The organism is Qipengyuania profundimaris (assembly GCF_030717945.1).
Classification (GTDB): Bacteria; Pseudomonadota; Alphaproteobacteria; order Sphingomonadales; family Sphingomonadaceae; genus Qipengyuania; species Qipengyuania profundimaris.
Genome location: NZ_JAVAIM010000001.1, coordinates 2623482 through 2646949, shown reverse-complemented (window position 1 = coordinate 2646949; position 23468 = coordinate 2623482). Strand labels below are relative to the sequence as shown.

The 23468-nt window shown below is 61.5% G+C and carries 20 protein-coding genes; 12 read left to right on the top strand and 8 right to left on the bottom strand.

Annotation, left to right across the window (positions count from 1 at the left end; genetic code table 11):
- Positions 1 to 15 precede the first annotated feature (15 nt).
- Both Q9K02_RS13040 and Q9K02_RS13035 read left to right on the top strand, forming a co-directional pair.
- Positions 16 to 1347 carry a TrkH family potassium uptake protein gene (locus Q9K02_RS13040; RefSeq protein WP_305933282.1) on the top strand — a complete coding sequence of 444 codons (1332 nt, stop codon included), beginning with the start codon at positions 16 to 18 and terminating at the stop codon, positions 1345 to 1347.
- Positions 1337 to 2005 (top strand): potassium channel family protein, encoded by a 669-nt coding sequence (locus tag Q9K02_RS13035; protein WP_305933281.1) that lies wholly within the window; start codon positions 1337 to 1339, stop codon positions 2003 to 2005. Before Q9K02_RS13040 ends, Q9K02_RS13035 begins: the two co-directional genes overlap by 11 nt.
- A gap of 6 nt (positions 2006 to 2011) precedes the next feature.
- On the opposite strand, the gene Q9K02_RS13030 is transcribed toward Q9K02_RS13035, so the two are convergent.
- Complete coding sequence (locus Q9K02_RS13030; RefSeq protein ID WP_305933280.1) at positions 2012 to 2887, bottom strand: glycoside hydrolase family 16 protein; 876 nt, start codon at positions 2885 to 2887, stop codon at positions 2012 to 2014.
- Between the two features lie 199 nt (positions 2888 to 3086).
- Between Q9K02_RS13030 and Q9K02_RS13025 the strand changes: the two genes are divergently transcribed.
- On the top strand, positions 3087 to 5030 hold the full coding sequence (locus Q9K02_RS13025) for a M1 family metallopeptidase (RefSeq protein ID WP_305933279.1): 1944 nt from the start codon (positions 3087 to 3089) through the stop codon (positions 5028 to 5030).
- A 33-nt stretch (positions 5031 to 5063) separates the two neighbouring features.
- Positions 5064 to 7001 carry an acetate--CoA ligase gene (acs, locus tag Q9K02_RS13020; RefSeq protein ID WP_305933278.1) on the top strand — a complete coding sequence of 646 codons (1938 nt, stop codon included), beginning with the start codon at positions 5064 to 5066 and terminating at the stop codon, positions 6999 to 7001.
- A gap of 10 nt (positions 7002 to 7011) precedes the next feature.
- Here the strand turns inward: acs and Q9K02_RS13015 are convergent, their stop codons facing one another.
- The 3 genes from Q9K02_RS13015 to rtcR form a co-directional block, all read right to left on the bottom strand.
- Positions 7012 to 8787, bottom strand: a complete 1776-nt coding sequence (locus tag Q9K02_RS13015; protein ID WP_305933277.1) for a sodium:solute symporter family protein — start codon at positions 8785 to 8787, stop codon at positions 7012 to 7014.
- Between the two features lie 5 nt (positions 8788 to 8792).
- The gene (locus Q9K02_RS13010; RefSeq protein WP_305933276.1) at positions 8793 to 9104 is read right to left on the bottom strand and encodes a DUF4212 domain-containing protein; all 312 of its coding nucleotides are present in this window, start codon (positions 9102 to 9104) and stop codon (positions 8793 to 8795) included.
- Between the two features lie 713 nt (positions 9105 to 9817).
- Positions 9818 to 11452 (bottom strand): RNA repair transcriptional activator RtcR, encoded by a 1635-nt coding sequence (gene rtcR, locus Q9K02_RS13000; RefSeq protein ID WP_305933275.1) that lies wholly within the window; start codon positions 11450 to 11452, stop codon positions 9818 to 9820.
- 255 nt (positions 11453 to 11707) lie between these two features.
- Here rtcR and Q9K02_RS12995 point away from each other — a divergent pair, with 255 nt between their 5' ends.
- Positions 11708 to 12934 carry an RtcB family protein gene (locus Q9K02_RS12995; protein ID WP_305933274.1) on the top strand — a complete coding sequence of 409 codons (1227 nt, stop codon included), beginning with the start codon at positions 11708 to 11710 and terminating at the stop codon, positions 12932 to 12934.
- Between the two features lie 38 nt (positions 12935 to 12972).
- Positions 12973 to 13992, top strand: a complete 1020-nt coding sequence (rtcA, locus tag Q9K02_RS12990) for an RNA 3'-terminal phosphate cyclase (RefSeq protein ID WP_305933273.1) — start codon at positions 12973 to 12975, stop codon at positions 13990 to 13992.
- Positions 13993 to 14250: 258 nt separating this feature from the next.
- Here rtcA and Q9K02_RS12985 read toward each other — a convergent pair whose 3' ends face one another.
- The 3 genes from Q9K02_RS12985 to groES form a co-directional block, all read right to left on the bottom strand.
- Positions 14251 to 14760, bottom strand: coding sequence for an Hsp20 family protein (locus Q9K02_RS12985; protein WP_422785433.1), 510 nt, complete (start codon positions 14758 to 14760; stop codon positions 14251 to 14253).
- Between the two features lie 200 nt (positions 14761 to 14960).
- A complete protein-coding gene (gene groL / locus Q9K02_RS12980; RefSeq protein WP_305933272.1) occupies positions 14961 to 16580 on the bottom strand; it encodes a chaperonin GroEL in 1620 nt (539 codons plus the stop codon).
- A gap of 57 nt (positions 16581 to 16637) precedes the next feature.
- Positions 16638 to 16952, bottom strand: coding sequence for a co-chaperone GroES (groES, locus tag Q9K02_RS12975; protein WP_305933271.1), 315 nt, complete (start codon positions 16950 to 16952; stop codon positions 16638 to 16640).
- A gap of 455 nt (positions 16953 to 17407) precedes the next feature.
- Here groES and Q9K02_RS12970 point away from each other — a divergent pair, with 455 nt between their 5' ends.
- Positions 17408 to 17677 carry an usg protein gene (locus tag Q9K02_RS12970; RefSeq protein WP_305933270.1) on the top strand — a complete coding sequence of 90 codons (270 nt, stop codon included), beginning with the start codon at positions 17408 to 17410 and terminating at the stop codon, positions 17675 to 17677.
- 132 nt (positions 17678 to 17809) lie between these two features.
- Here Q9K02_RS12970 and Q9K02_RS12965 read toward each other — a convergent pair whose 3' ends face one another.
- A complete protein-coding gene (locus Q9K02_RS12965) occupies positions 17810 to 18442 on the bottom strand; it encodes a tyrosine-type recombinase/integrase (protein ID WP_305933269.1) in 633 nt (210 codons plus the stop codon).
- Positions 18443 to 18878: 436 nt separating this feature from the next.
- On the opposite strand from Q9K02_RS12965, the gene Q9K02_RS12960 reads away from it, so the two are divergent.
- The 5 genes from Q9K02_RS12960 to Q9K02_RS12940 all read left to right on the top strand — a co-directional run bounded on the left by Q9K02_RS12960 (position 18879) and on the right by Q9K02_RS12940 (position 23199).
- A complete protein-coding gene (locus Q9K02_RS12960; protein ID WP_305933268.1) occupies positions 18879 to 19877 on the top strand; it encodes a GlxA family transcriptional regulator in 999 nt (332 codons plus the stop codon).
- A gap of 99 nt (positions 19878 to 19976) precedes the next feature.
- Positions 19977 to 21725 (top strand): putative bifunctional diguanylate cyclase/phosphodiesterase, encoded by a 1749-nt coding sequence (locus Q9K02_RS12955; RefSeq protein WP_305933267.1) that lies wholly within the window; start codon positions 19977 to 19979, stop codon positions 21723 to 21725.
- The gene (locus tag Q9K02_RS12950; RefSeq protein WP_305933266.1) at positions 21722 to 22330 is read left to right on the top strand and encodes a response regulator transcription factor; all 609 of its coding nucleotides are present in this window, start codon (positions 21722 to 21724) and stop codon (positions 22328 to 22330) included. Before Q9K02_RS12955 ends, Q9K02_RS12950 begins: the two co-directional genes overlap by 4 nt.
- 345 nt (positions 22331 to 22675) lie before the next feature.
- Positions 22676 to 22933, top strand: a complete 258-nt coding sequence (locus tag Q9K02_RS12945) for a cold-shock protein (protein WP_305933265.1) — start codon at positions 22676 to 22678, stop codon at positions 22931 to 22933.
- Positions 22934 to 23001: 68 nt separating this feature from the next.
- On the top strand, positions 23002 to 23199 hold the full coding sequence (locus Q9K02_RS12940) for a hypothetical protein (protein WP_305933264.1): 198 nt from the start codon (positions 23002 to 23004) through the stop codon (positions 23197 to 23199).
- Positions 23200 to 23468: the final 269 nt, after the last annotated feature.

Sequence of the window (23468 nt, the reverse complement as noted above, 5' to 3'; positions counted from 1 at the left end):
GGGCGTTGCGGTCCAATGATCCGCGCGTTTCGCGATCCCGTCCGCCTCATTCCGTTGCTGTTTGCAGTCGCGATTGCGATCGGCACGGCGCTGCTGATGCTGCCATTCGCGTCTGCCAGCGGGCAGGCGACGCCGCTGGTCACGGCTTTCTTCACGTCGACATCCGCTGTCGCGGTGACCGGGCTGATCGTGGTCGATACCGCAACTTACTGGTCGTGGTTCGGACAGGTGGTCATCCTTGTCCTGTTCCAGATCGGCGGTTTCGGGATCATGACCGCGGCCACCCTGTTCGGCCTCATGGCCGGGCGCGGCTTCGGCCTGCGCGAGCGAATGGCGACGCATGTGGAGCGCAACCGGCTGGAGGTCGGCGACGCGCGATCCGTACTGGCTCTGGTCCTCAAGATCACCATCGCGGTGGAAGCGGTGGTCGCCGCGATCCTCGTTGCCCGCCTGATGGTTAGCTATGACTCCGAGTTCGGCCCGGCGCTGTGGCATGGCGTCTTTCACGCGGTCAGCGCTTTCAACAATGCCGGCTTCTCGAGCTATTCCGACAGCGTCATGGGGTTCCAGACGGACGCGGTGTTTCTCGTGCCAATCATGGCGGCCGTGATCGTCACCGCCCTCGGCTTCCCGGTGATGCAGGATGTGCGGCACAAGGGGGTGCGCTGGAGCCAGTGGACCCTGCATACCAAGATCACCGTGATGGGCACCGCCGTGTTGCTGCTGGTCGGGTTCGGAGCCATCCTCGCAAAGGAATGGACCAACCCGGATACGCTCGGCCCGATGAGTGTCGGGGCCAAGATCCTCAACGCCGGTTTCCATTCGGTCATGCCGCGCACGGCGGGCTTCAACAGCCTCGATGTCGGGGCGTTTCGCGGCGAGACGCTGTTGATGAACTATGTGCTGATGTTCATCGGCGGGGGAAGCGCGGGCACCGCCGGCGGGGTCAAGATCACGACCTTTTTCGTCCTGCTGGCCGTCGTTTATTCCGAAGTGAAGGGGCGGCGCGACGCGAGCTTGTTCGGTCGCCGGTTCGGTCACGGGATCGAACGCCAGGCGCTGACCGTGTTTGTCGCCGCCGCCACGCTGATCATACTCGCATCCATGTATATCCTCGCGATTACGCGACTGCCGATGGAGCAGGTCTTGTTCGAAACCATTTCGGCCTTTTCGACCGTCGGCCTCTCGACCGGCATCACGGCCGACCTGCCGCCCTCCGCACTGGTCGTGCTGTGCGCGCTGATGTTCGTGGGGCGCGTAGGGACCATTACCGTGGCGACCGCGTTGGCGCTTGGAGCAGAACCGCAACCTTTCCGCTATCCCGAGGAGAACCCGATTGTCGGCTGATACGCGCAAACCCGTCCTCGTCATCGGTCTCGGGCGCTTCGGCGGCTCGGTCGCCCGCGCTCTGGAGCGCATGGGGCACGAAGTGCTCGGCGCGGACACCGATCCTTCGCGGGTGCAGGAATACGCGCAGGACCTGACCCAGGTGGTGGAGGCGGACGGCACCGACCAGACCTGCCTCGAACGGATGGGTGCAGCCAGCTTCACCTCGGCGGTGGTCGGGATCGGCAGCAATATCGAGGCAAGCGTGCTGGCGGTGCTCGCACTATCCGATCTCGGCGTGCCGAATATCTGGGCCAAGGCAACCAACGAGAAGCACGGCCGCATACTCGAGCGCACGGGCGCGCATCATGTCGTATTTCCCGAACAGAAGATGGGCGAGCGCGTTGCGCGCCTGCTCAACGAGCGGCTGCTCGATTTCATCAGCTTTGGCGACGAATTCGCCATCGCCCGGCTGGCTGCCCCAGAGCCGATCGTCGGGCTCCCACTCGTCACCAGCGAATGCCGCCGCAAGTACGACGTGACCGTGATCGGGGTGAAGCGCGAGGGCGAGGATTTCATCCACGCGGTGCCCGACACGATCATCATGCCGGGCGATGTGCTGGTGGTATCGGGCCGGGTCGAGAAGATCGAAGCCTTCGCCGCCATTCACGGCGACTAGTGAGGCCTATTCTTCAGAGCCCCACACGCGGACCCAGTCGACCTCCATCTGGACCTGGCCGGCCTTGACCGCATCGACGGTTTCCTGCGGGATGCCGTAATAGGGCTCTTCCAGCTTGTTCACCTTGTAGGGGTAGATGCCACCGATGGCGAAATTGAGGATAACGAATTTCGGTGTGTCGAACGCCCAGCGCCCCTTTTCCTCGATCTCGTCGCGGGTCACGGTGTAGAAGACGTCCCCGTCGACATCGAAGGCGATCGCGTCTTTCGTCCATTCGACGCCGTAGACGTGCCAGTCGCTCGCGTCCTGGCCGGCGGGGAAGGTGCGCCGCGCCACGAAGGGCGTCTCGCCCGAATATCCCGGGCCGTGAATGGCGACGGCGGACCATTCGGACTCGCCGACATATTCCATAATGTCGATCTCGCCGGTGGCGGGCCATTGACCGTTGCCGAGCAGCCAGAAGGCCGGCCATGCGCCCCGGTTCAGCGGCATGCGAATGCGCGCTTCGGCACGGCCATAGGTGAAGTCGAAATTGTCCCGCGTGTTGATCCGGCCTGAGATGAAATCGGCCTTGCGATCGGCATTGGTATCGACGTTCGGGCGGAACACCGGTTTCAGGATCAACGCGCCGCCATCGGCACCTTCGACATCGTCGGAGAACCGGATCGTATCCGGGCTGTCGAGATAGGCCTGCTGCTCGTTGTTGACCCAGAAGTCCATCCCGATGACGTTCCATTTCGACCGATCGAGCGAAGGTGCGTCGAAATCTTCTTCGAACAGGAGTGCCCGCGTACTGGCGGTTGCACTCTCCTGCACGTCCTCGATAGGAGCGCAGGCGCTGAGCAGTGCGAAAGCGGCGACAGCCGCGATTGGTCGAAACATATGGTCTCCCCTTCGGCCGGTCGTCCGGCTCCTTGATCTGATAACGTTAACAATACAGCTTGAGTGAACCTTGGCCAGCCCCCGGCATACGATTTCACGCTAGGGGTGGATTGCCGCCCACCGATAGGCGATAGCCACCGCAATAGAGTTGCCGATCCTCCCTTCGGGATCCGGCCGCGCCACCAATCCGGAGACTTCGATGCGCTCAATCACCCTTGCTACCATCCTTGCGCTGAGCGCTGCTGCATGCACGACCATGGAGGCGGCGCCTCTCGCCGACACGGCCAACCCTGCGCGAATGGTCTCGCCCATCCTCACGACTCCCGAGGCCGAGGACACGCAGACCTGGGCCGAACCGGAGCGGGCTCGCGTTACGCATGTCGCGCTCGATCTCGACCTCGATTTCGATGCCCGGCGCGTCGGCGGCACCGCCATGCTCGACGTGCTGGCCGAACCGGGTGCCGATACGATCGTGCTCGACACCAACGGGCTGGAAATCGCGCGCGTCACCGACGGCAGCGGCCGCGAACTTCCGTGGGAAATCGAATCGATGGAAGAAACGGGCGCCAAGGGCGAACCGCTGCGGATCACGCTGAACGGCGCGCGCACCATCCGCATCGACTACCGCGCGCCGGCCGATGCAAGCGCGCTGCAATGGCTGAGCCCCGAGCAGACCGAGGGCGGGGTCCATCCCTTCCTGTTCAGCCAGGGGCAGGCGATCCTCAACCGCACCTGGATCCCGACGCAGGACAGCCCCGGCATCCGCCAGACGTGGGAAGCGCGGATCACTGCGCCTAAGCCGCTCGATGTCGTGATGAGCGGGGTGCGACAGGGCGAGCCGGAGGATCTCGGCAATGGTCGTCGCGCGTTCCGCTTCGTCATGGACAAGCCCGTGCCGCCGTATCTGATCGCGATTGCCGCGGGCGACATCGACTTCGCCTTGATCGGGCCGCGCACCGGCGTGTGGGCGGAGCCTGCCACATTGCCGCGCGCCCGTGCCGAGGTCGGCGATACGGAAGAGATGGTCGAGGCTGCAGAGGCGCTTTACGGCGAATATCGCTGGGGCCGTTACGACATGATCGTCCTCCCACCCGCCTTTCCCTACGGCGGGATGGAAAACCCGGTGATGACCTTCCTCACCCCGACCTTCATCGCGGGCGACCGGTCGAACAACGGGCTGATCGCGCATGAGCTGGCGCATAGCTGGTCGGGGAATCTGGTGACCAACGCCGTCTGGGGCGACAGCTGGCTGAACGAAGGCGTCACCACCTATTTCGAGAACCGCATCATGGAAGCGGTCTATGGCGAGAAGCGCGCCGAGCAGGAGGCAGCGCTGATGTATGCCAATATCCTCGAGACGCTGAACGAGGTCGGCAGGGACGCGCCGGGCACCGCGCTCAGCACCGATGGCGAATACGAGCTTGGTAGCGCGATTGCTTACGAGAAGGGCGCGTTTTTCCTGATGACGGTCGAAAGCATCGTCGGGCGCGAGCGCTTCGATGCCTGGCTGCGCCAATGGTTCGACAATCACGCCTTCCAGCCCGCGACCAGCGAGATGTTCTACGCGGACATGATGGCCAATCTCGTCCGGGACGAAGCGGAAGCGGAGCGACTGACCTTGCGCGAATGGATTTTCGAACCGGGCCTTCCCGAGAATGTTGCGAAACCCGACCCGGCCGCCTTTGCCGCGGTCGATCAAGCCGTCTTGTATTACGCGACGCGTTATTCGACCCCGGTGGATGGCCCTAACCCGCCGGCGCGCGTCAGCTTTCCGGAAGACCACTGGTTCGGGTGGACATCTGCCGAGCGGCAACGTTTTCTCGCCAATCTGCCAGCCGATCTTACCGAGATCGAGATGCGCATCCTCGACGACAATTTGAGACTTTCGCAATCGGCTAACAACGAAGAACTATTCCTTTGGCTCAATTACGCCCTCGACCATCGTTACGAACCGGTCGTACCACTTGTCGAACAGTTCCTGGCCCGCGTCGGCCGTGCCAAATTCGTCCGCCCGCTGTTCGCCACCCTATGGGGCGAAGGCGAGTGGGGCCGCCCCATCGCCCAGCGCATCTATGCCGATACGCGCGCGTCCTATCACTCGGTGACGCAGGCCGGGGTCGACCGGGTGCTGGCATCGGACTGATTTTTGGCTAACACGATCGTCGAGGAGAGACAGATGACCGATACGGCCAGGGAATACGTCGCACGTCCGGCCAATGATGGGCCGACCCATTGCACGGCGGCGCAGTACGAAGAGCTTTACCGGCGCAGCGTGGACGATCCCGACGGCTTCTGGCTGGAGCAGGCAAAGCGGCTCGACTGGGAAACCGCGCCTGCGAAGGGCGGCAACTGGTCCTACGATCCGGTCGAGATCAACTGGTTCGAGGATGGCGTCCTCAACCTGTGTCACAACGCCGTCGACCGCCATCTCGCCGAGCGCGGCGATGCCACCGCGCTGATCTTCGAGCCGGACGATCCGGACAGCCCCTCTCGCACTCTCACCTTCACGCAATTGCATGCCGAAGTGGTGCAGATGGCCAATGCGCTGAAGGCGCTGGGCGTGAAGAAAGGCGACCGCGTCACGCTCTACATGCCGATGGTGGTAGAGGGGACGCTGGCCATGCTCGCCTGCGCGCGCATCGGGGCGATCCACTCGGTCGTCTTCGGCGGCTTTTCGCCTGAGGCGCTGGCGGGCCGCATCACCGATTGCGACAGCCGCTTCGTCATCACTGCCGACAGCGGGCTGCGCGGCGGAAAGACCATTCCGCTGAAAGCCAATGTCGATGCCGCCCTCGCGCTCGAAGGCGTGCAGGTAGAGGGCGTACTAGTGGTACGCCACACCGGTGCCGAGGTGGATTTCGTCGAAGGCCGCGACCACTGGTATCACGATTTGCGGTCTGACGAGGATTGCCCCTGCGAGCCGATGAAGGCGGAGGATCCGCTCTTCATCCTCTACACCAGCGGATCGACCGGCAAGCCCAAGGGCGTGCTGCACACCACCGGTGGCTATGGCGTGTGGACCGCCGCGACCTTCCACTACGGCTTCGACTACCGGCCGGGCGAGGTGCACTGGTGCACCGCCGATATCGGCTGGGTCACCGGCCACAGCTACATCGTCTACGGCCCGCTCATCAACGGCGCGACGAGCCTCATTTTCGAAGGCGTGCCGAATTATCCCGACCACGGCCGCTTCTGGGACGTGGTGGACAAGCACAAGGTCGACATCTTCTACACCGCGCCCACTGCCATCCGCGCGCTGATGCGCGAGGGGGATCATCACGTCACGAGCCGCGACCGGTCTTCGATCCGCCTGCTCGGCAGCGTGGGAGAGCCGATCAATCCCGAAGCCTGGCGTTGGTATTACGAAGTCGTCGGCGAGGGCCGCTGCCCGGTGATCGACACCTGGTGGCAGACCGAAACCGGCGGCATCATGCTGACGACGCTCCCGGGCGCGCACGACATGAAGCCGGGCAGTGCGGGCAAGCCTTTCTTCGGTGTGCAGCCGCAACTGGTCGACAACGAGGGCGGCGTTCTGGAGGGCGAGGCCGAGGGGAACCTCTGCATTACGCATAGCTGGCCCGGCCAGGCGCGGACCGTCTATGGCGACCATGAGCGCTTCGTGCAGACCTATTTCAGCACCTACGCCGGCAAGTATTTCACCGGCGACGGCTGCAAGCGAGACGATCGCGGCTATTACCGCATCACCGGCCGGGTGGACGATGTCATCAACGTCTCGGGCCACCGCATGGGGACGGCGGAAGTCGAAAGCGCGCTGGTGCTGCATCCGCGCGTGTCGGAGGCTGCCGTGGTCGGCTATCCGCACGACATCAAGGGGCAGGGCATCTATTGCTACGTCACCCTGATGGAAGGCGATGACGGCGGCGACGAGCTGGAGGCGGAACTGCGCCAGTGGGTGCGCAAGGAAATCGGACCGATCGCGACGCCCGACCATCTCCATTTCACGCCCGCATTGCCCAAGACGCGCAGCGGCAAGATCATGCGCCGTATCCTGCGGAAGATTGCCGAGAACGATTTCGGCTCGCTGGGCGACACGTCGACACTGGCCGATCCGGGCGTGGTCGACAGCCTGATCGAGGGGCGGCAGAACCGCTGACTTGCGCGCGTCAATGCGCGTGGGCAGCACCCGCCCCGCGCGGGACGCGGATGTTCTCGACCAGCGCGTCAACCTCGGGCGGGGGCGGGGCGGTCAGCCGCGCGACGGTGATCGCCACGGCGAAATTCAGCAGCATGCCGACAACGCCGATGCCTTCGGGCGAGATGCCGAACAGCCAGTGCTCCGCTGTGTTGAGGTCGGGCGCCCAGAGCTTGAACCACGCGATGTAGAGGAAGGTGAAGGCAAGTCCCGTCACCATCCCGGCAATCGCGCCCTCGCGATTCATGCGCTTGGAAAAGATGCCCATGAAGATCGCCGGAAAGAGGCTCGCCGCGGCGAGGCCGAAGGCGAAGGCCACGACCTGCGCCACCCAGCCTGGCGGATAGATGCCGAGAATGCCCGCGACCACGATGGCCGCCGTCGCCGCGACCCGTGCGGCGAGCAACTCGCCCTTCTCGCTGATCTGCGGGCGGAAGGTCGATTTGAGGAGGTCGTGGCTGACTGCAGTGGAGATCACCAGCAGCAGCCCCGCCGCCGTGCTCAGCGCCGCCGCCAGCCCGCCTGCCGCGACCAGCGCAATGACCCAACCGGGCAGATTGGCGATCTCCGGATTGGCCAGCACCATGATGTCGCGGTCGACATAGACCTCGTTCGCATTGTCGGTGGCGGCATTGTCGAGCAGCCGCTCGCCCGAAACGCCGATGCCGCCGGGTGTATATTCGGGTGCACCCTCGAAGGCGTCGCCCGCCTCGTACTGCATCACCCCGTCGCCATTCTTGTCGCGCCAGGCGATCAGGCCGTTGGCTTCCCAGTTGCGGAACCAGTCGGGCGCCTCGGCATAGCGCGTGTCGCTGACGCTCTCGTTGAAGTTGAGGCGCGCGAAAGCGGAGACGGCAGGCGCGGTCGTGTAAAGCAGCGCGATGAAGACCAGCGCCCAGCCAGCAGACTTGCGCGCGTCCGACGCCTTGGGCACGGTGAAGAAGCGCACGATGACATGCGGCAGGCCCGCCGTGCCGATCATCAGCGCAGCGGTGATGCAGAAAACATCGACCATCGACTTGCTGCCGTCGGTATAGGCGGGAAACCCCATTTCGACGAGCGAGCTGTCGAGCTTCTGTAGCACGCTCATGCCCGATCCATCGGCAAGTTCAGAGCCTAGCCCCAACTGCGGCACCGGATTGCCTGTCGCCAGTAACGAGATGAAGATCGCAGGCACCAGATAGGCGAAGATCAGCACGCAATATTGCGCCACCTGCGTATAGGTGATGCCCTTCATCCCGCCGAGGACCGCGTAGAAAAATACAATCCCCATGCCCAAGATCACACCGAGCGTCACATCGATTTCGAGGAATCGGCTGAACACGATGCCCACGCCGCGCATCTGCCCGGCGATATAGGTGAAGCTGATGAAGATCAGGCAGACCACCGCGACCGTCCGCGCGATGTTCGAATAATACCGCGTCCCGATGAAGTCCGGAACGGTGAACTGGCCGAATTTCCGCAGGTAGGGAGCCAGCAGCAATGCCAGCATGACGTATCCGCCGGTCCAGCCCATCAGGTAGACCGAGCCGTCATAGCCCATGAAGGCAATCAACCCTGCCATCGAGAGAAAGCTCGCCGCGCTCATCCAGTCGGCGGCGGTGGCCATGCCGTTCACGACCGGATTTACCCCGCCGCCCGCGACGTAGAATTCGGACGTCGATGCGGCGCGGCTCCAGATCGCGATGCCGATATAGAGCGCGAAGCTCAGCCCGACGAAGAGATAGATCAGCGTCTGCGTTGCCATGCCGCCTACTCGCCCTCCACCGGCGTGTCGGCATCGTCGTCATCGAGGGCGAAGTCCCGCTCGATCCGGTGCATTCGCCAGGCGTAGATCGCGATGAGCACGATGAAGACGTAGATCGATCCCTGCTGCGCGAACCAGAAACCGAGCGGAAATCCGCCGAGCATGAACTGGTCGAGGAAGGGCCGGAACAGGATCCCGGCCCCGAAGCTCACCGCAAACCAGATCGCCATCAGCGTGCCGAGCAGTCGCAGGTTCGCCCGCCAATATGCGCGGCGATCCTCGGTCGACGACTTCGACTTATCGGCAATGTCCGACATATCGCTTCCCCTCCCCTGGACCGATTAGGGCAAGCTAAAACAGCGTCTCAATAGCCGCAATAGTGCGGATCAATAGAGCTTGAAGAGGGAAGTGGCGGAGCAGGCGGTCACCTGCGAACCGGCATAGTTGGGCGATTTTGGTCCCGTCTTTCCAAACGGTTTGTTTCTGGCGCAGGACGGCCAGAACGGGGAAGACGCTCAAACTTTCAGGCTTGTGAGACGGGACGAAGTCGAAGCAGCGCTTCGGCGCCAATCGGTCTCCGAGTCAAAGTCATGCGCCGCTAAGGTGACAGGCGTCTTATCTCGCTTGATTTGGCATCACGGCAACTGTCGAAGCTGCTCTGATGGCTAGCACAAGGTTCAGCAGAACCGAGAACTTCGTGCACTTGCGCGGTGCACTTGATTACCCCCAATCTGCATGCAAAACGTAGGCCACTAGCTGCAACCGATTGGATGGCGCTTAACCCGAAGGAAAAATGCGTTCTCTTACAGTTGCACAAGGGGGATCAGGATCGCGGTTTTCGCAAAGCCTTCCCGCGACACGCAGAGTATTCGCGCAAGTCATGAATTCGGGATATCGAACCCTAGCGCTTTTGTTTGGGCCCCTGTCGAAACCATAGTCTGCCAGATGGTGTGCGGTGGGGCTGACGTGATCGCCCGAACTGCCGAAGGTGGCGCATGACAGCGCCGGACGGCCGAGGAAATTGTCTGTTTTAGCCCGCTCGACAACTACAAGCGGACGGTCGCCGAACGGCCCATGAGCCGATATCGTCCCATCTAAGCCCGAAACGCGCCAGATACTTGCGCAGACGATCGGCGTCGTTCGTCGACTTGCGCTCACCCCGTGAGACCGCAAACAGTTCTCGGCCCGCAGCCGACAACGACGCACTGCGACGGCAGACCGCGATTACATGTGCCAGCTGTTCCCGGTCGAACGGGTCGATCCGGGCGATGGCATTTTCCGGAAGGACCTCGGCAAGCGCACTGCCACCAGCCCGGTTGTTCTCGCCGTGCCACAAGCGCCCGAGCCGTGTAATTTCGGCGGTAACCGTCGCCGCGTCGATCCGTCCGTCCGGGCTGAGCGTCGCCATGCGAGTAATGCTGGCCGACAGGTCGCGGAAGTTGCCGTTCCATGCTGCCGCGTTGCTCGTTGCGAAGGTGAGGTAGGTCCGGCGCGCCTCGGCGTTGAAAGTGACGCGCAGGTCTTCCGCTTTGGCGAAACGTTCCAGTTCATAGTCGAGGTTGGGTTCGATGTCCTCGCGGCGCTCTGCGAGGCCGGGGAGAGCGAAGGTCCATAGATTGAGCCGGGCGAACAGATCCTCACGGAACCGGCCCTCGCCGACCTCGACAACGAGGTCGCGATTAGTGCCGGCGATAAGTTGGAAATCGCTTGCCACTTCCTTGTCCGAACCCACCGGCAGGAAGCGCTTGTCCTCCACCGCACGCAGGATCATCGCCTGCTCGTCGAGGCCCAGTTCCCCGATCTCGTCGAGAAACAGCATGCCGTTGTCGGCGCTCCGGAGCAGGCCAGCGCGTTCGGCGACCGCGCCCGTGAACGCCCCCTTGGTATGGCCGAACAGCGCGGCCATCGCATTGTCGCCTTTCAATGTCGCGCAGTTGACCTCGACGAACGGACCGGAGAGGCGGTGCCGCTCGACCTTGAGTTCGTAGATCCGGCGGGCAAGCGCGCTCTTTCCAGCGCCAGTCGGCCCCATCAGCAGTAGCGGCGCGGAAGAGCGCGTCGCGACCTGCTCGATTTCGTCGATCATAGTGTTAAAGGCCGCGTTGCGCGTCTCGATACCGCCCTTGAGCAAGGATGTGCTAGCCCGGCTCCCCTCGGCGAAACGCTGCGCAATGGTGTCGTAGCGAGAAAGGTCGAGATCGATCGCGGTCCATACACCCGAAGGATCGGGCGCACCGCGTTTCGGCTGCGTCTGCAACAGCTTGCCCGGAATGAACCGGGCCTCGGTCAGCAGGAACATGCAGATCTGCGCGACGTGGGTGCCGGTGGTGATGTGGACTAAGTAGTCCTCGGCCTCGGGGTCGAAGGCGAAACCCTGCGCAAAGTCGAGCAGCTCGGTGTAGACCTCCTCGAAGTCCCATGCGTCGTCGAAATTCATGACGCGCGGTTCCACGCTCGTCTCCGGCGAGACGCTGGCGATATCGTCGGCGATGAAGCGCGCCAGCCCCTCGTGCTGGCGCCCGTGAAAAAGGATCAGGCGATCGACGCGCAGATCGGGCTGCATGCAAAGTCCCACCGTTGGCCGCCATTTGCTCCACCGAGACGCGTCGCGCTTGCTCGCATCGAGGGTGGAACCAAGAAATCCGATAACCGTCGTTCTCTTCATGCTTTATCAATTAGGATAAATCGCGATAGAATTCTATATATATTTGCGTCCTAGCACGTGCTTCCCTTCTGGCCTCGTTTTCAGAAAAGCACACGGATACAGTAGCTTATGAGGATTGCCCTCGTCTGGAGCCAATTTGGCACGCTGTCTGCAAAGCTATTGAGTGCCGGGTCGGTCGAACGCCCGGCGACGACGACGCCGGGGTGGCCGGAATGGGCCGGTCACCCCTAAGGCTGACAGATAAGGATCAGAACGATGACCCAGACGGGCTACGAACTACAGCAAGTGGGCGACGGCGCGCCGATCAAGATGTGGACGCGCGGCGTTCCCGTCGACGACAAGGCCCGCGACCAGCTCGCCCGGGCGGCGAAGATGCCGTTCATCTTCAAGCACGTTGCGGCCATGCCCGATGTTCACGTCGGGATCGGAGCGACCGTCGGCTCGGTCATTCCGACCAAGGGCGCGGTCATTCCCGCTGCGGTTGGAGTGGACATCGGCTGCGGCATGATGGCCGCGCGCACGTCACTGATGGCGAGCGATCTCCCCGACAATCTCGAGGGCATTCGCTCGGCTATCGAAAAGGCCGTGCCGCATGGCCGTTCCTCGGGCCGCGGCGGACGCGACAAAGGCGCCTGGGGCGATCCGCCGTCGGAGACGGTCGAGGTCTGGGCGACGCTCGTCCATCGGTTTGATCGGATCGTGGCGAAGTATCCCAAGCTGGAGCGCGCCAACCACCTCGTGCATCTCGGCACGCTGGGGACGGGCAACCACTTCATCGAGCTGTGCCTCGACGAGGAGCAGCGGGTGTGGGTCATGCTGCATTCCGGCAGCCGGGGCGTGGGCAACGCGATCGGGCGTTACTTCATCGAACTGGCAAAGGAAGACATGCGCAAGTGGCATATCAACCTGCCCGATGAAGACCTTGCCTACTTCCCGGAAGGGACCGACCATTTCGACGATTATGTCGAGGCGGTCGAATGGGCGCAGGACTTCGCAAAGCTCAACCGGCACGTGATGATGACGCACACGATCGCGGCGCTTCGCGGTCAGATCGCCAAGCCCTTCACGGCGGAATGCGAGGCGGTGAACTGCCATCACAACTACGTGACGCGCGAGAACCACTTCGGCGAGAACGTGCTCGTCACCCGTAAGGGCGCGGTGCGCGCGGCGAAAGGAACGATGGGCATCATTCCCGGATCGATGGGCGCGAAGAGCTTCATCGTGCGTGGCCTCGGCAACGCGGACAGCTTCGACAGCTGCTCGCATGGCGCTGGACGGGTGATGAGCCGGACCCAGGCCAAGAAGGAAGTCTCGCTCGCAGAGCACGTCGCCGACACCGCCGGGGTCGAATGCCGTAAGGACGAAGGGGTGATCGACGAGACGCCTCGGGCCTATAAGCCGATCGAAAAGGTCATGTCCGCGCAGGCCGATCTGGTCGAAGTCGTCCATACGTTGAAGCAGGTGGTGTGCGTGAAGGGATAATCCCTTCACGCGGCCATCCGATTATCTAGGAATAACCCATGATCACTATCGACGGCTCCGAAGGCGAAGGCGGCGGGCAGGTGCTGCGCAACGCCTGTGCGCTTTCGCTCGTCACCGGCGAGCCCTTCACGATCGAGAAGATCCGCGCAGGCCGCGACCAGCCCGGACTGATGCGTCAGCACCTGACCGCGACCGAAGCCGCATGCACCATTGGCGGGGCCGATTGCGAGGGGTTGCAGCTCGGCTCCAACCGCATCGTCTTCAAGCCAGGCTCGGTGACGCCGGGCGATTACCGCTTCGCTGTCGGCACCGCCGGCTCGACCGCGCTTGTCCTCCAGACCGTGCTTGTCCCGCTCGCGCTGGCGGACAAGCCGTCGCATCTGGTCATCGAGGGCGGCACGCACGCCAGTATGGCACCGCCTTTCGACTTCATCGCCAAGTGTTTCCTGCCCATCTTCGAGCGCATGGGACCGCGCATCTCGGCGCGCATCAAGCGGCATGGCTTCTTTCCACGCGGGGGTGGTCGGATCGAAATCGATATCGATCCTTCGCCGCTGCGCCGGATCGAATGCATCGAGCGCGGCGAATTGCGCGAACGCTCCGGTATGGTCTCCCATGCCTCCCTCGGCGATGGCAAGATCGCCCAGCGCATTCGCAAAGCTGCACTCAAGGCGCTGCCCGATTGGGAGGAAGCAATGATCGCCATTCGCGATCTGCCCGCTGGCCAGGGGCCAGGCGTGGCGCTAACGCTCGATGCGTCTTTCGAGCACGTGACCGAGGTCGTCTCGGGCTTCGGCAAATTGGGCCTGTCGGCGGAGCGGATCGGGAACACGGCCGGCAAGCGCATGGCCGGCTACGAGGCTTCAGGCGCCTTTGCTGGGCCGTATCTGCAGGATCAGCTGCTGTTGCCGATGGCGCTAGCTGGGGGCGGTGCCTTCACGAGCGTCAAGGTTAGCCAGCACACTCGCACCGCAGCGGATATCATCGCCAAATTTACCGGGCGCAGCGCGCGGTATGAGGACGCGGGGAGCAAGGGGACCCTGGTCCGCTTAGGCTAATTGCTTGCCGATACCGGGCTGTCCGTTTCCGGCCCAAAAGCAGTCATTCAGCGAGACTACCGCCCAACGGCAGCTTTCGGGCCGGTTGCGGACTGTCCGCTTCTAGCCACAAAATCCGGCAAAGCGGACGTTTGGCTTCCGACCCATTGCAGACATTTACGGTTAGGTCATGTGGGCCCTGCCAGAAGCCAACTAACCTGAAGACAGGGCGCGCTTCGCGAAGCGCGCCCTGCGTCAATCTATGTGAGAAGCCGACGTTTACGCGGCCTTTTCCTTCGTCAGCCTCGGCGTGTCGTCGTTGTCATGGTCATTGCCGCCGATTTCAATCTTGCGCGGCTTCATGGCCTCGGGAACGACGCGCTCGAGCAAGATGCTCAGCAAGCCGTCCTCGTAGGAAGCCTTCTTCACTTCGACGAAATCGGCGAGCTGGAAGCGCCGCTCAAAAGCGCGCGTGGCAATACCGCGATGCACGAAATCCACGCCATCCTCTTCCTTTTCGCGCTTCTCGCCAGAAATGACGAGCTGGTTTTGCTGGGCGGTGATGTCGATTTCATCGCGAGTGAAACCAGCAACCGCGAGCGTGATGCGATAGCTTTCGTCGCCCGTGCGAACGATGTCGAAGGGAGGGAAGCTATCGTGCCCATCAGCACGGAAGCTCTTTTCCATCGCGTCGAACAGACGGTCGAAGCCGACGGTCGAGCGGCGATACGGGGTAAGGTCAAATGCAGTTCTCATTTCCAAATCCTCCTTGTTGAGCAATCTGGGCATGAGCAGCGTCGGGAACGAAAGAGCCGACGCCCTCTGTCCAACCGGACCCGGTTTTGGCGTCCGGCATTTGATTAACTAAAAAACTGGCTTCTGGTTTCAGGCCCACTCCAATTTTGTCCACCTACATTTGAGTGGCTTGGAGCCAAAAAACAGGCGCGCCCTCGCGAGCGCGCCTGTAGGGTTCCAAGTGAAGGGACGCCTTAGAAATCCATCGAAGGCATCGGCGCCTCGCTATCTTCCTTGGGCAGCTCGGCCACTAAAGCCTCGGTGGTGATCAGCAAGGAGGCGACCGAAGCCGCATCCTGCAGCGCGGTGCGCACGACCTTCGCAGGATCGATCACGCCCGACTTCACCAAGTCTTCATATTCGCCGGTCGCGGCGTTGAAGCCATGGTTGTAGTCGCCGCCTTCGAGCAGCTTGCCGACGATATAGGCACCGTCCTCGCCGGCATTATCGGCGATCTGGCGTGCCGGAACGCGCAGCGCGCGACGGACGATGTCGATCCCCGACTGCTGGTCGTCATTGGCGGCCTCCAGCCCATCAAGCGCCTTGAGTGCACGCAAAAGAGCGATGCCGCCGCCGGGAAGGATACCTTCCTCGACTGCAGCACGAGTAGCGTGCAGCGCATCGTCGACCCGGTCCTTGCGCTCCTTGACCTCGACTTCGGTCGCGCCGCCAACCCGGATGACAGCCACGCCGCCGGCCAGCTTCGCGACACGCTCCTGCAGCTTCTCGCGGTCGTAATCGCTGGTCGTGGTTTCGATCTGTGCGCGGATCTGGCCAACCCGGTCTTCGATATCGGCCTTCGCGCCGGCACCGTCGACGACAGTCGTATTGTCCTTGTCGATGATGACTTTCTTGGCCCGGCCAAGCATCGACAACGAGACGTTTTCGAGCTTCGTGCCGAGTTCTTCGCTGACCACTTCGCCGCCAGTCAGGATGGCGATGTCCTGCAGCATCGCCTTGCGACGATCGCCGAAGCCCGGCGCCTTGACAGCGGCAACCTTGAGCCCGCCGCGCAGCTTGTTCACCACCAGCGTCGCGAGCGCTTCTCCTTCAACGTCTTCTGCGATGATGAGGAGCGGACGGCTCGACTGGACGACCTGCTCGAGCAACGGAACGAGCGCCTGAAGGTTCGAGAGCTTCTTCTCGTGAATGAGGATGTAGGGATCCTCGAGCTCGACTTTCAGCTTCTCGGCATTGGTCACGAAATACGGCGACAGGTAACCTCGATCGAACTGCATGCCTTCGACCGTTTCGAGTTCGGTTTCGAGGCTCTTGGCTTCCTCGACCGTGATGACGCCTTCATTGCCGACCTTCTCCATTGCTTCGGCGAGGATCCGGCCGACAGTTTCGTCGCCATTGGCGGAAATGGTCGCGACCTGCGCGATCTCGCTATTGGCCGATACCTTCTTGGCATGGCTCTCGAGGTCCTTGACCACGGTGCCGACGGCGAGGTCGATCCCGCGCTTGAGATCCATCGGGTTCATGCCGGCAGCCACCGCCTTGGCACCTTCGCGCACGATCGCCTGAGCCAGCACGGTGGCCGTGGTCGTGCCATCACCGGCCTTGTCGTTCTGCTTGTTGGCGACCTCGCGCAGCATCTGGGCGCCCATGTTCTCGAACTTGTCCTTGAGTTCGATTTCCTTGGCGACGGTGACGCCGTCCTTGGTGATCCTCGGCGCGCCGAAGCTCTTTTCGATCACGACGTTACGGCCCTTGGGGCCGAGAGTTACCTTGACCGCATTTGCAAGCGTATCCACGCCGCGGAGCATGCGATCACGCGCATCCGACGCAAATTTTACTTCCTTCGCAGCCATCTGGCCTGCTCCTTTCTATGCTTCTTTCGGTTGAACAGAAGATTGAACGTTTTGTGCTTACGCCGCCTTCTTAAGTTCGGCGGTGGTTTCGATGATGCCGAGGATGTCGCTCTCCTTCATGATGAGCAGGTCCTCGCCATCGATCCGCACCTCGGTGCCGGACCACTTGCCGAACAGGATACGGTCGCCCGCCGTGACGGCGAGTTCCACCAGCTTCCCGGCATCGTCACGCGCACCCGGGCCAACGGCGACGACTTCGCCTTCCATCGGCTTTTCCTTGGCGGTGTCAGGGATGATAATGCCGCCGGCCGTCTTTTCTTCGGCCTCGATACGGCGAACCAGCACGCGATCGTGCAAAGGTCGGAAATGCATGCATAACCTCCATTACAAAGCGATATGACTTAGCGCGCCTCCCCCGGTATTTTCCGGCAAGAGACAATCGCGATCTAATTTTGGGAGGGCCCGCTTCAAGAACGGATTGTCGACAAATATGCACCGTTCGCCGCTAGAAATCTTCGCGCGCGATAGAGGGCGTCGCAGATTATCCGACGATACGAATCAGGAGACTGCAATCTGCGGCGTTGAGAAAGGAGGCAACAGATGTCGCGGCCATTTTCCCGTTACCTGCACCCATTCGACACATCGGTACACCCCGCTTACGAGCCTGAAGTCGCGAACGCGAAACTCGCGACATGGGCTCTGGATTGCGGCGTTCTAGGATCCAAAATCAGCGGCCCGCCTCCCGCGGGTATGACCCGCCGGAATACACGGCTCTCTTCCGGCTTCATGAGCCGGATACACAAGGGGGAAGAAGGGCGAGGCTCTTCATGACGGATCGTGCGTTTCTCGCCCAACTCGATGGATACGGGCTTACGACAGCTGAGATCTGCTATTTCCGGCCTGACCACCCGTCGTTGATCCAGATCTTCGCCTGGCAGGAATACGACGCCGCACCGGATTTCCCCGTCCTGTTCGATTTTCTTGCGCATTGGCGGCGGCAAATCGAAGCTGAAATCAAGTCCGTTCAAATTGCTCACGATCAGCTGATCAGACCTGCATCCTGGCGACCGGCTGATGGGGTCATTTCTTGGGAATGACGGTAATCTTGGTGGGTAGGAGAGCGGATTGCAGCGTTGTGACGGCTAACTGCCCCAATTTCGGCCGTCCGACCGCGCGTCGCAAATGCTCGAAGCGGTCGACCGAGGTTCGACGGTCGACCGCTCGACAAGTCAGATCTCAGTTCGCTCTGATAGAAGCAAAGCATCTTCGACATCGACGCCTAGATAGCGGACCGTGTTCTCGATCTTCGTGTGACCCAGCAAGATCTGGATAGCTCGAATGTTGCCGGTGGCCGGATAGATCATCGCGGCTTTCGTTCTCCGGAGAGAGTATGTGCCATATTCGGCTTTTCGCAAGCCGATCGCCGTCACCCACTCATCGACCAAGCGTGCATACTGGCGCGTGCTCATATGGCCAGCTGGATCGACACGGCTTGGAAATAGGTGATCGCTTGTAGAGCCACCTCGGCGTTCCAGCCACGCTAGCAATGTGGCTCGAACGTCGGCGGTGAGTTCAAACTGCACCGGACGATTTGTCTTTTGCTGGATGACGGTTGCGCGATTGCGAATATCGGCACCTGCGACCACGTCACCGATCTTGATCTTCACAAGGTCGCAGCCGCGCAGCTTGCTATCGATGGCGAGGTCGAAAAGCGTTTTGTCCCTTAGGCGTCCCTCGCGATCGAGATGAAAGCGGATCGCCCAGATCTGCTTCTGTGTCAGTGGCCGCTTCGTTCCGACATTCTTGCCATCGTTCCAAGCCGGACGATGCCGCGTTGCTGCATCAAAACGTGAGTATCCCATTGCATTTCTCCTCGGCCCGAATGGCCGAAGAGGTAACGCTCTCGATGTCGCAGCTGGGGCCGGATGCAGACAGTCTGCTTTCAATCACGGAATCACGGGGAGCTGCAGTTCCGCTAAGGCGATACCCCGAAGCGATATTTCCGATACCAATGGTGGCCTCGAGGCATGAGCTGACCGTGACCGGAGAATTCGGACGCAAGCATCATGATGAAGGGAGCGGCTACCCCATCCGCAAAATTGAGTGGGGCCGCTCCTCTCTTCTCAAGGAAGGAATTTCTTCGACGAAGCTGTCCGAAACTGGAAATATGGTGGGTAACGCCGGACCGCCTTCGCGTGGGCAGGAACACGCTTCTGGTCATTCGGATCGGCAAGGCTTATAGGATGGAGCGATCAACGGGCATTGAGGCGATGGACGCCGCAGAGTGGAAAATCCACCATGCTCATCACGATCTTCGCGCCAAGCAACGTCCATTTGCTGGAGATCGCGGGCCTGCGCGACGCGATGTTCGAGGCAAACTGCAAGATTGCGTCCGGCCAACCTTATAACGTCCAGCTGGTGACAGATCTCGGAATCGTTGAAGAAAGCGCCTCGGGCGTCAAATACGTTCCTGATGCCGGTATCCGAGATGCAACCGCTCTGTGCGATACCTTGATCGTCGTTGGGCCCTACGGTGTGCCGGAACCTCCGAACGACGACGTTGCGCGTTGGCTGCGCGGGCAGGCTCAGGATGCGAGACGTTATGGCTCGACATGCACGGGCGCATTCCTGCTCGCCCATGCCGGATTGCTGAAGGGACGCCGCGCGACGACCCACTGGCAATATGCTGAACTCCTTGCCGAGGAATTCCCCGATATTCACCTCGAGCCCGACCGCATCTTCGTCCGCGATGGGCCTGTTTTCAGTTCGGCTGGGGTATCGGCCGCCATCGACCTCGCTTTTTCGCTGATCGAGGAGGATCACGGTCGCGATGTGGCACTCTGGGTGGCGCGCAGACTGGTGGTCTTCCTTCAGCGTCCCGGCGGCCAATCGCAGTTTAGCGACGTTTTGACCGCGCAAATGGCCACTTCCACTCCGATCGGCAAAGTCCGTCTGCATATCCTCGAAAATGCGCGAGCGGATCTGTCGCTCGATGCACTTGCCGACGTTGCACGGGTAAGCCCACGTCATTTGTCACGGCTGTTCCGCGCTGAGCTGGGCACGAGCCTCGCCACCTATGTGGAACTGACGAGGATCGATATCGCCCGACGCCTGCTGGAGGATAGCGAGTTGCCGATCAAGCAGATCGCTTATCTCGCCGGTTTCGGATCGACGGTGACGCTTCGGCGGGCATTCCGGCGCAGGATCGGCGTTATGCCGATGGAATATCGCAACCGGTTCCAGACGACGCGACGTGACGACGATGGCAACGACGAGGATGACTCCGTTTTGTCCTGAAGTGTCGCGTCGCCGGCGTTGAGGGGAGTGAAACGAGGCGGCATTTGCCGTTCTCAATGACGTACGACAACTTTCCGCCAAGCTTGCCGGATCCCTGCCATGCATGACCGCAAGCGATGGCGCTTCCGGTCGGCACGCGCGGAGCAGCCAGCCATACCACCCGAAGCGATAGCGCTCGGGTTCGAGAATAGCAGCGATGGCGTTCTGATTGCCGACATGGCCGCGCGCGGCCATCCCATCATCCACGTCAATCGCGCCTTTGAAACCTTAACAGGCTATTCTGCAGCCGAGGCGATCGGCAAGAATTGCCGATACCTTCAGGGCAGCGACCGCTTGCAGCCGGAAATAGCCGACATACGCAAGGCTCTCGAAGAGGGGCGAGCAGCCTCGGTAACCTTGCGGAACTACAGGCGCGACGGGACCATGTTCCGCAATGCATTGCGTCTGCTTCCGGTTCGCGACAGGGCGGGCAACGCAACCCATTGTGTGGGACTGATCCGCGACGTGACCCACGAAGCCGGGGTCGACCGACTTACCGGCTTGCTCGACCGCTACGGCCTGCTCGACAGGATCGCGGCCGCGAACGTTCCTGCCGCGTCCAAATTGCTGTTGATCAAGGTCGACATCCTTCGCTTTCATGACGTCAATATCGGCTTCGGTTACGACCTGGGCGACGCGTTGCTTCGTGCGACCGCAGCTCGGCTGGCGACTTTGCCTGCGATTGCGATATCGCGTGTCGCCACCGACACATTTGCCCTTGCCCTGTCGGTGGAGGATGACGACTGCGCGAACGCGTGTGTCAGCGACGTCCTTGACCTGCTGAGGCCGCCTTACGTCCTTCCCGCCGCATCGATTGTCGTGCAGTTCGCCGCTGGCTATGCGATCGACGCCCACGACGTCGATCCGCTTCAGCTCGCTCGTCAGGCGGGCGCGGGGCTCCAACGCTCGAAGGCCGAGCCGACCCATCCGCCGCATTCCTTTGCCGTCTCCGACGAGCGCGATGCGCGCAACCGCATCAGGCTCGGCAGCGAGTTGCAGAATGCAAGGTTAAATCAGGAACTTGTGCTTCACTATCAGCCACAGTTCGACCTCACCTCGGGGAAGATTGTAGGCGCCGAGGCGTTGCTGCGATGGGACCATGGTTCGTTTGGCATTCAACCCCCCGCGCGATTTATCGGTATAGCGGAAGACACCGGCGCAATTCTGGAGATCGGTGCGTGGGGGCTGCGCACTCTCGCAACGTATGCTGCGACAGTGAATCGAGGCCGTTCGGAGCCAATCCGCTTCGCGTTCAACGTCTCAGTACTCGAATTCATGCAGCGCGACATGGTGCAATTTGTGGAGCGGGTACTGGCTGAAGCTGGTTGCCGACCGCAATGGCTGACGCTTGAACTCACCGAGAACCTAATGGTCGGGCAGCCGGAATATATTCGGCGCGTGTTCGGTGACCTGCGTCAGCTCGGTGTCGGCATATCCATCGATGACTTTGGCACCGGCTATTCAAGCCTTCGTTACCTGGAAAAATTCCCGATCAGTGAGATCAAGATCGATCGGAGCTTTGTTCACGATGTCGCCAATAGCGCTGCAAAACGAGTGATCGTGGAGGCCGTGGTGAAGCTTGGCGCGGCGCTCGACATCCGGGTGTTGGCGGAGGGAATTGAAACCGAGGCCGAGCGCGGGATGATGCAGGCGCTCGGCTGCTCGTTCGGACAGGGCTACCTGTTTGCCACACCAATGGAGGAGCTGGACCTTCATCGGTTGCTCGACCGGGAGTTTGTAATCCGGGAAGGCTGGGACGCCCGGCGGTTCCTTGCGATGATGGACGGTAGCGAGAATCGTGATCGATGAGCGATGCAACCTACGTCCATATCGTCGACCAGGATTCTGCGCGCCGCGCAAAGATGGCTTTCCAATTATACGGGAGCCAGATTCATGCGGAGATCTATGGAAATCTTGAGGAACTGATCGACCGCAGACCCTCTCGAGGCGTCGTTCTGATCAGCGACGATCCACGCAGAGCCGACCTGAAACCGGCGCTCGAGGTCATGCAGATGGAAACGGGATATCTGCCTGTCGGCATGTTTTCATCTGCGCCTACGCCGCGGAAGATCGTCGAAGCCATGTCAAACGTTGTGTTGGACTATTTGGAATGGCCATGCTCCACAGACGCTTTGATCGATGCGGTGAGGCGGCTTGTCGAGGTTGGAGCGCGCAGGGGCCGAAGGGAAAGGCGGCGCGCTGAAGCGCGGAAGGTCATCGGGCTCCTGACTGGACGCGAGATGGACGTGCTCAAAGGTCTTGTTGATGGTGCCTCGAACAAGGAGATTGCACGACGTCTCGGAATAAGCCCTCGGACGGTTGAAATTCACAGGGCCAACATGATGGGACGGCTCAACGCTCAGTCGGTCGCGGATGCCGTGCGCATCGGCTTGTATGCCGGGCTGGACAGTTAACCCCGGAGGGGGCTCAAGACTCGAACAGGCCCTCAAGAATGAAGCGGTATTTTGGCAAGAGCAGTAAGGCGGTCTTTTTGGGGCCGGTAGCGGACTGGCAGCTCTTGTCGGCGAGCGCCCCAGAAGCGCACGTCGATCCTTTGGCATCTTCTTGCTGACCTTCGCTACTAATCTGTTTTCAGTTTAGGCTTGTATGCCAACAATGACTTCCCATCTTGAGCTAAGCTACCAGTCGCAATCGACGGTCTTAGGCTTCCAGTTTCCAGAAGCCACCTCCTTCAGTTTCGCCTCTTAGTCGCAGCCGGTCCAATTCTGGCGCGCTGCATTCAAACTGAAGGACATGACATGACACATTTCGGCAAGATCAAGAGCTACGACAGTGGCAAGGGCACCGGCATGATCACCCCGGATAAGGGCGGCGACGCGCTGCCGTTCGGTCGGAAGGATCTGCAGCAGGAAGCACAGGAGCCCAGCGTCGATCAGCGCTACGGTTACGACACCAGCGAAGTCGACGGCGGAAACAAGCGGGCCATCAACCTGCAGCCGCAGCAGGGCGAAGCTGAGAGCGTACAGGAGGAACAGGCGCGCTCCCAGCAGGGCTAGCTTGTGAAAGCCAGCCGGGGCCTAGAAACCTCGGCTGCCATTTCTGTACGGTGCGAGAGGAGTTCGCCATGACGCTCGATCAGCTGATTTTTAATTACGAGCTTGCGAAGACCAATGCGGCTCGGCCGGGCTCGTTGGAAGATCGGAAGACCTATTTTGATCTGGTCGGCTACTATGAAAAGCGTATCCGGGCAGCTCGAACCTCGGCTCTTCCGCCCTGGATTCGCATGCGAGGGGATCAGCTGCCATCGGGAAGGTTCCAATAACTATGAGCCCGGTTCCCGAAGCGCGAGTCAGCAAGGCTCAGGCGACAAACGAGTGGGAAAACGAGGGTGGCTCGGTCAAACCCATTCCATCGCCTGTATTGCCCGAAGGAGTCACTGCGGTGACTGTCACCCAATACCGTGTCGGCCCATACAGATATTCCAGTCTGGAGGATGCGCTGGCCGAGCATCGGCGTCAGTCTGAAGCTCGATGAGTGCGATCCGGTCAGAGCGGGTCACGTCAACACATGCGACAATTTCCAAACCATTTG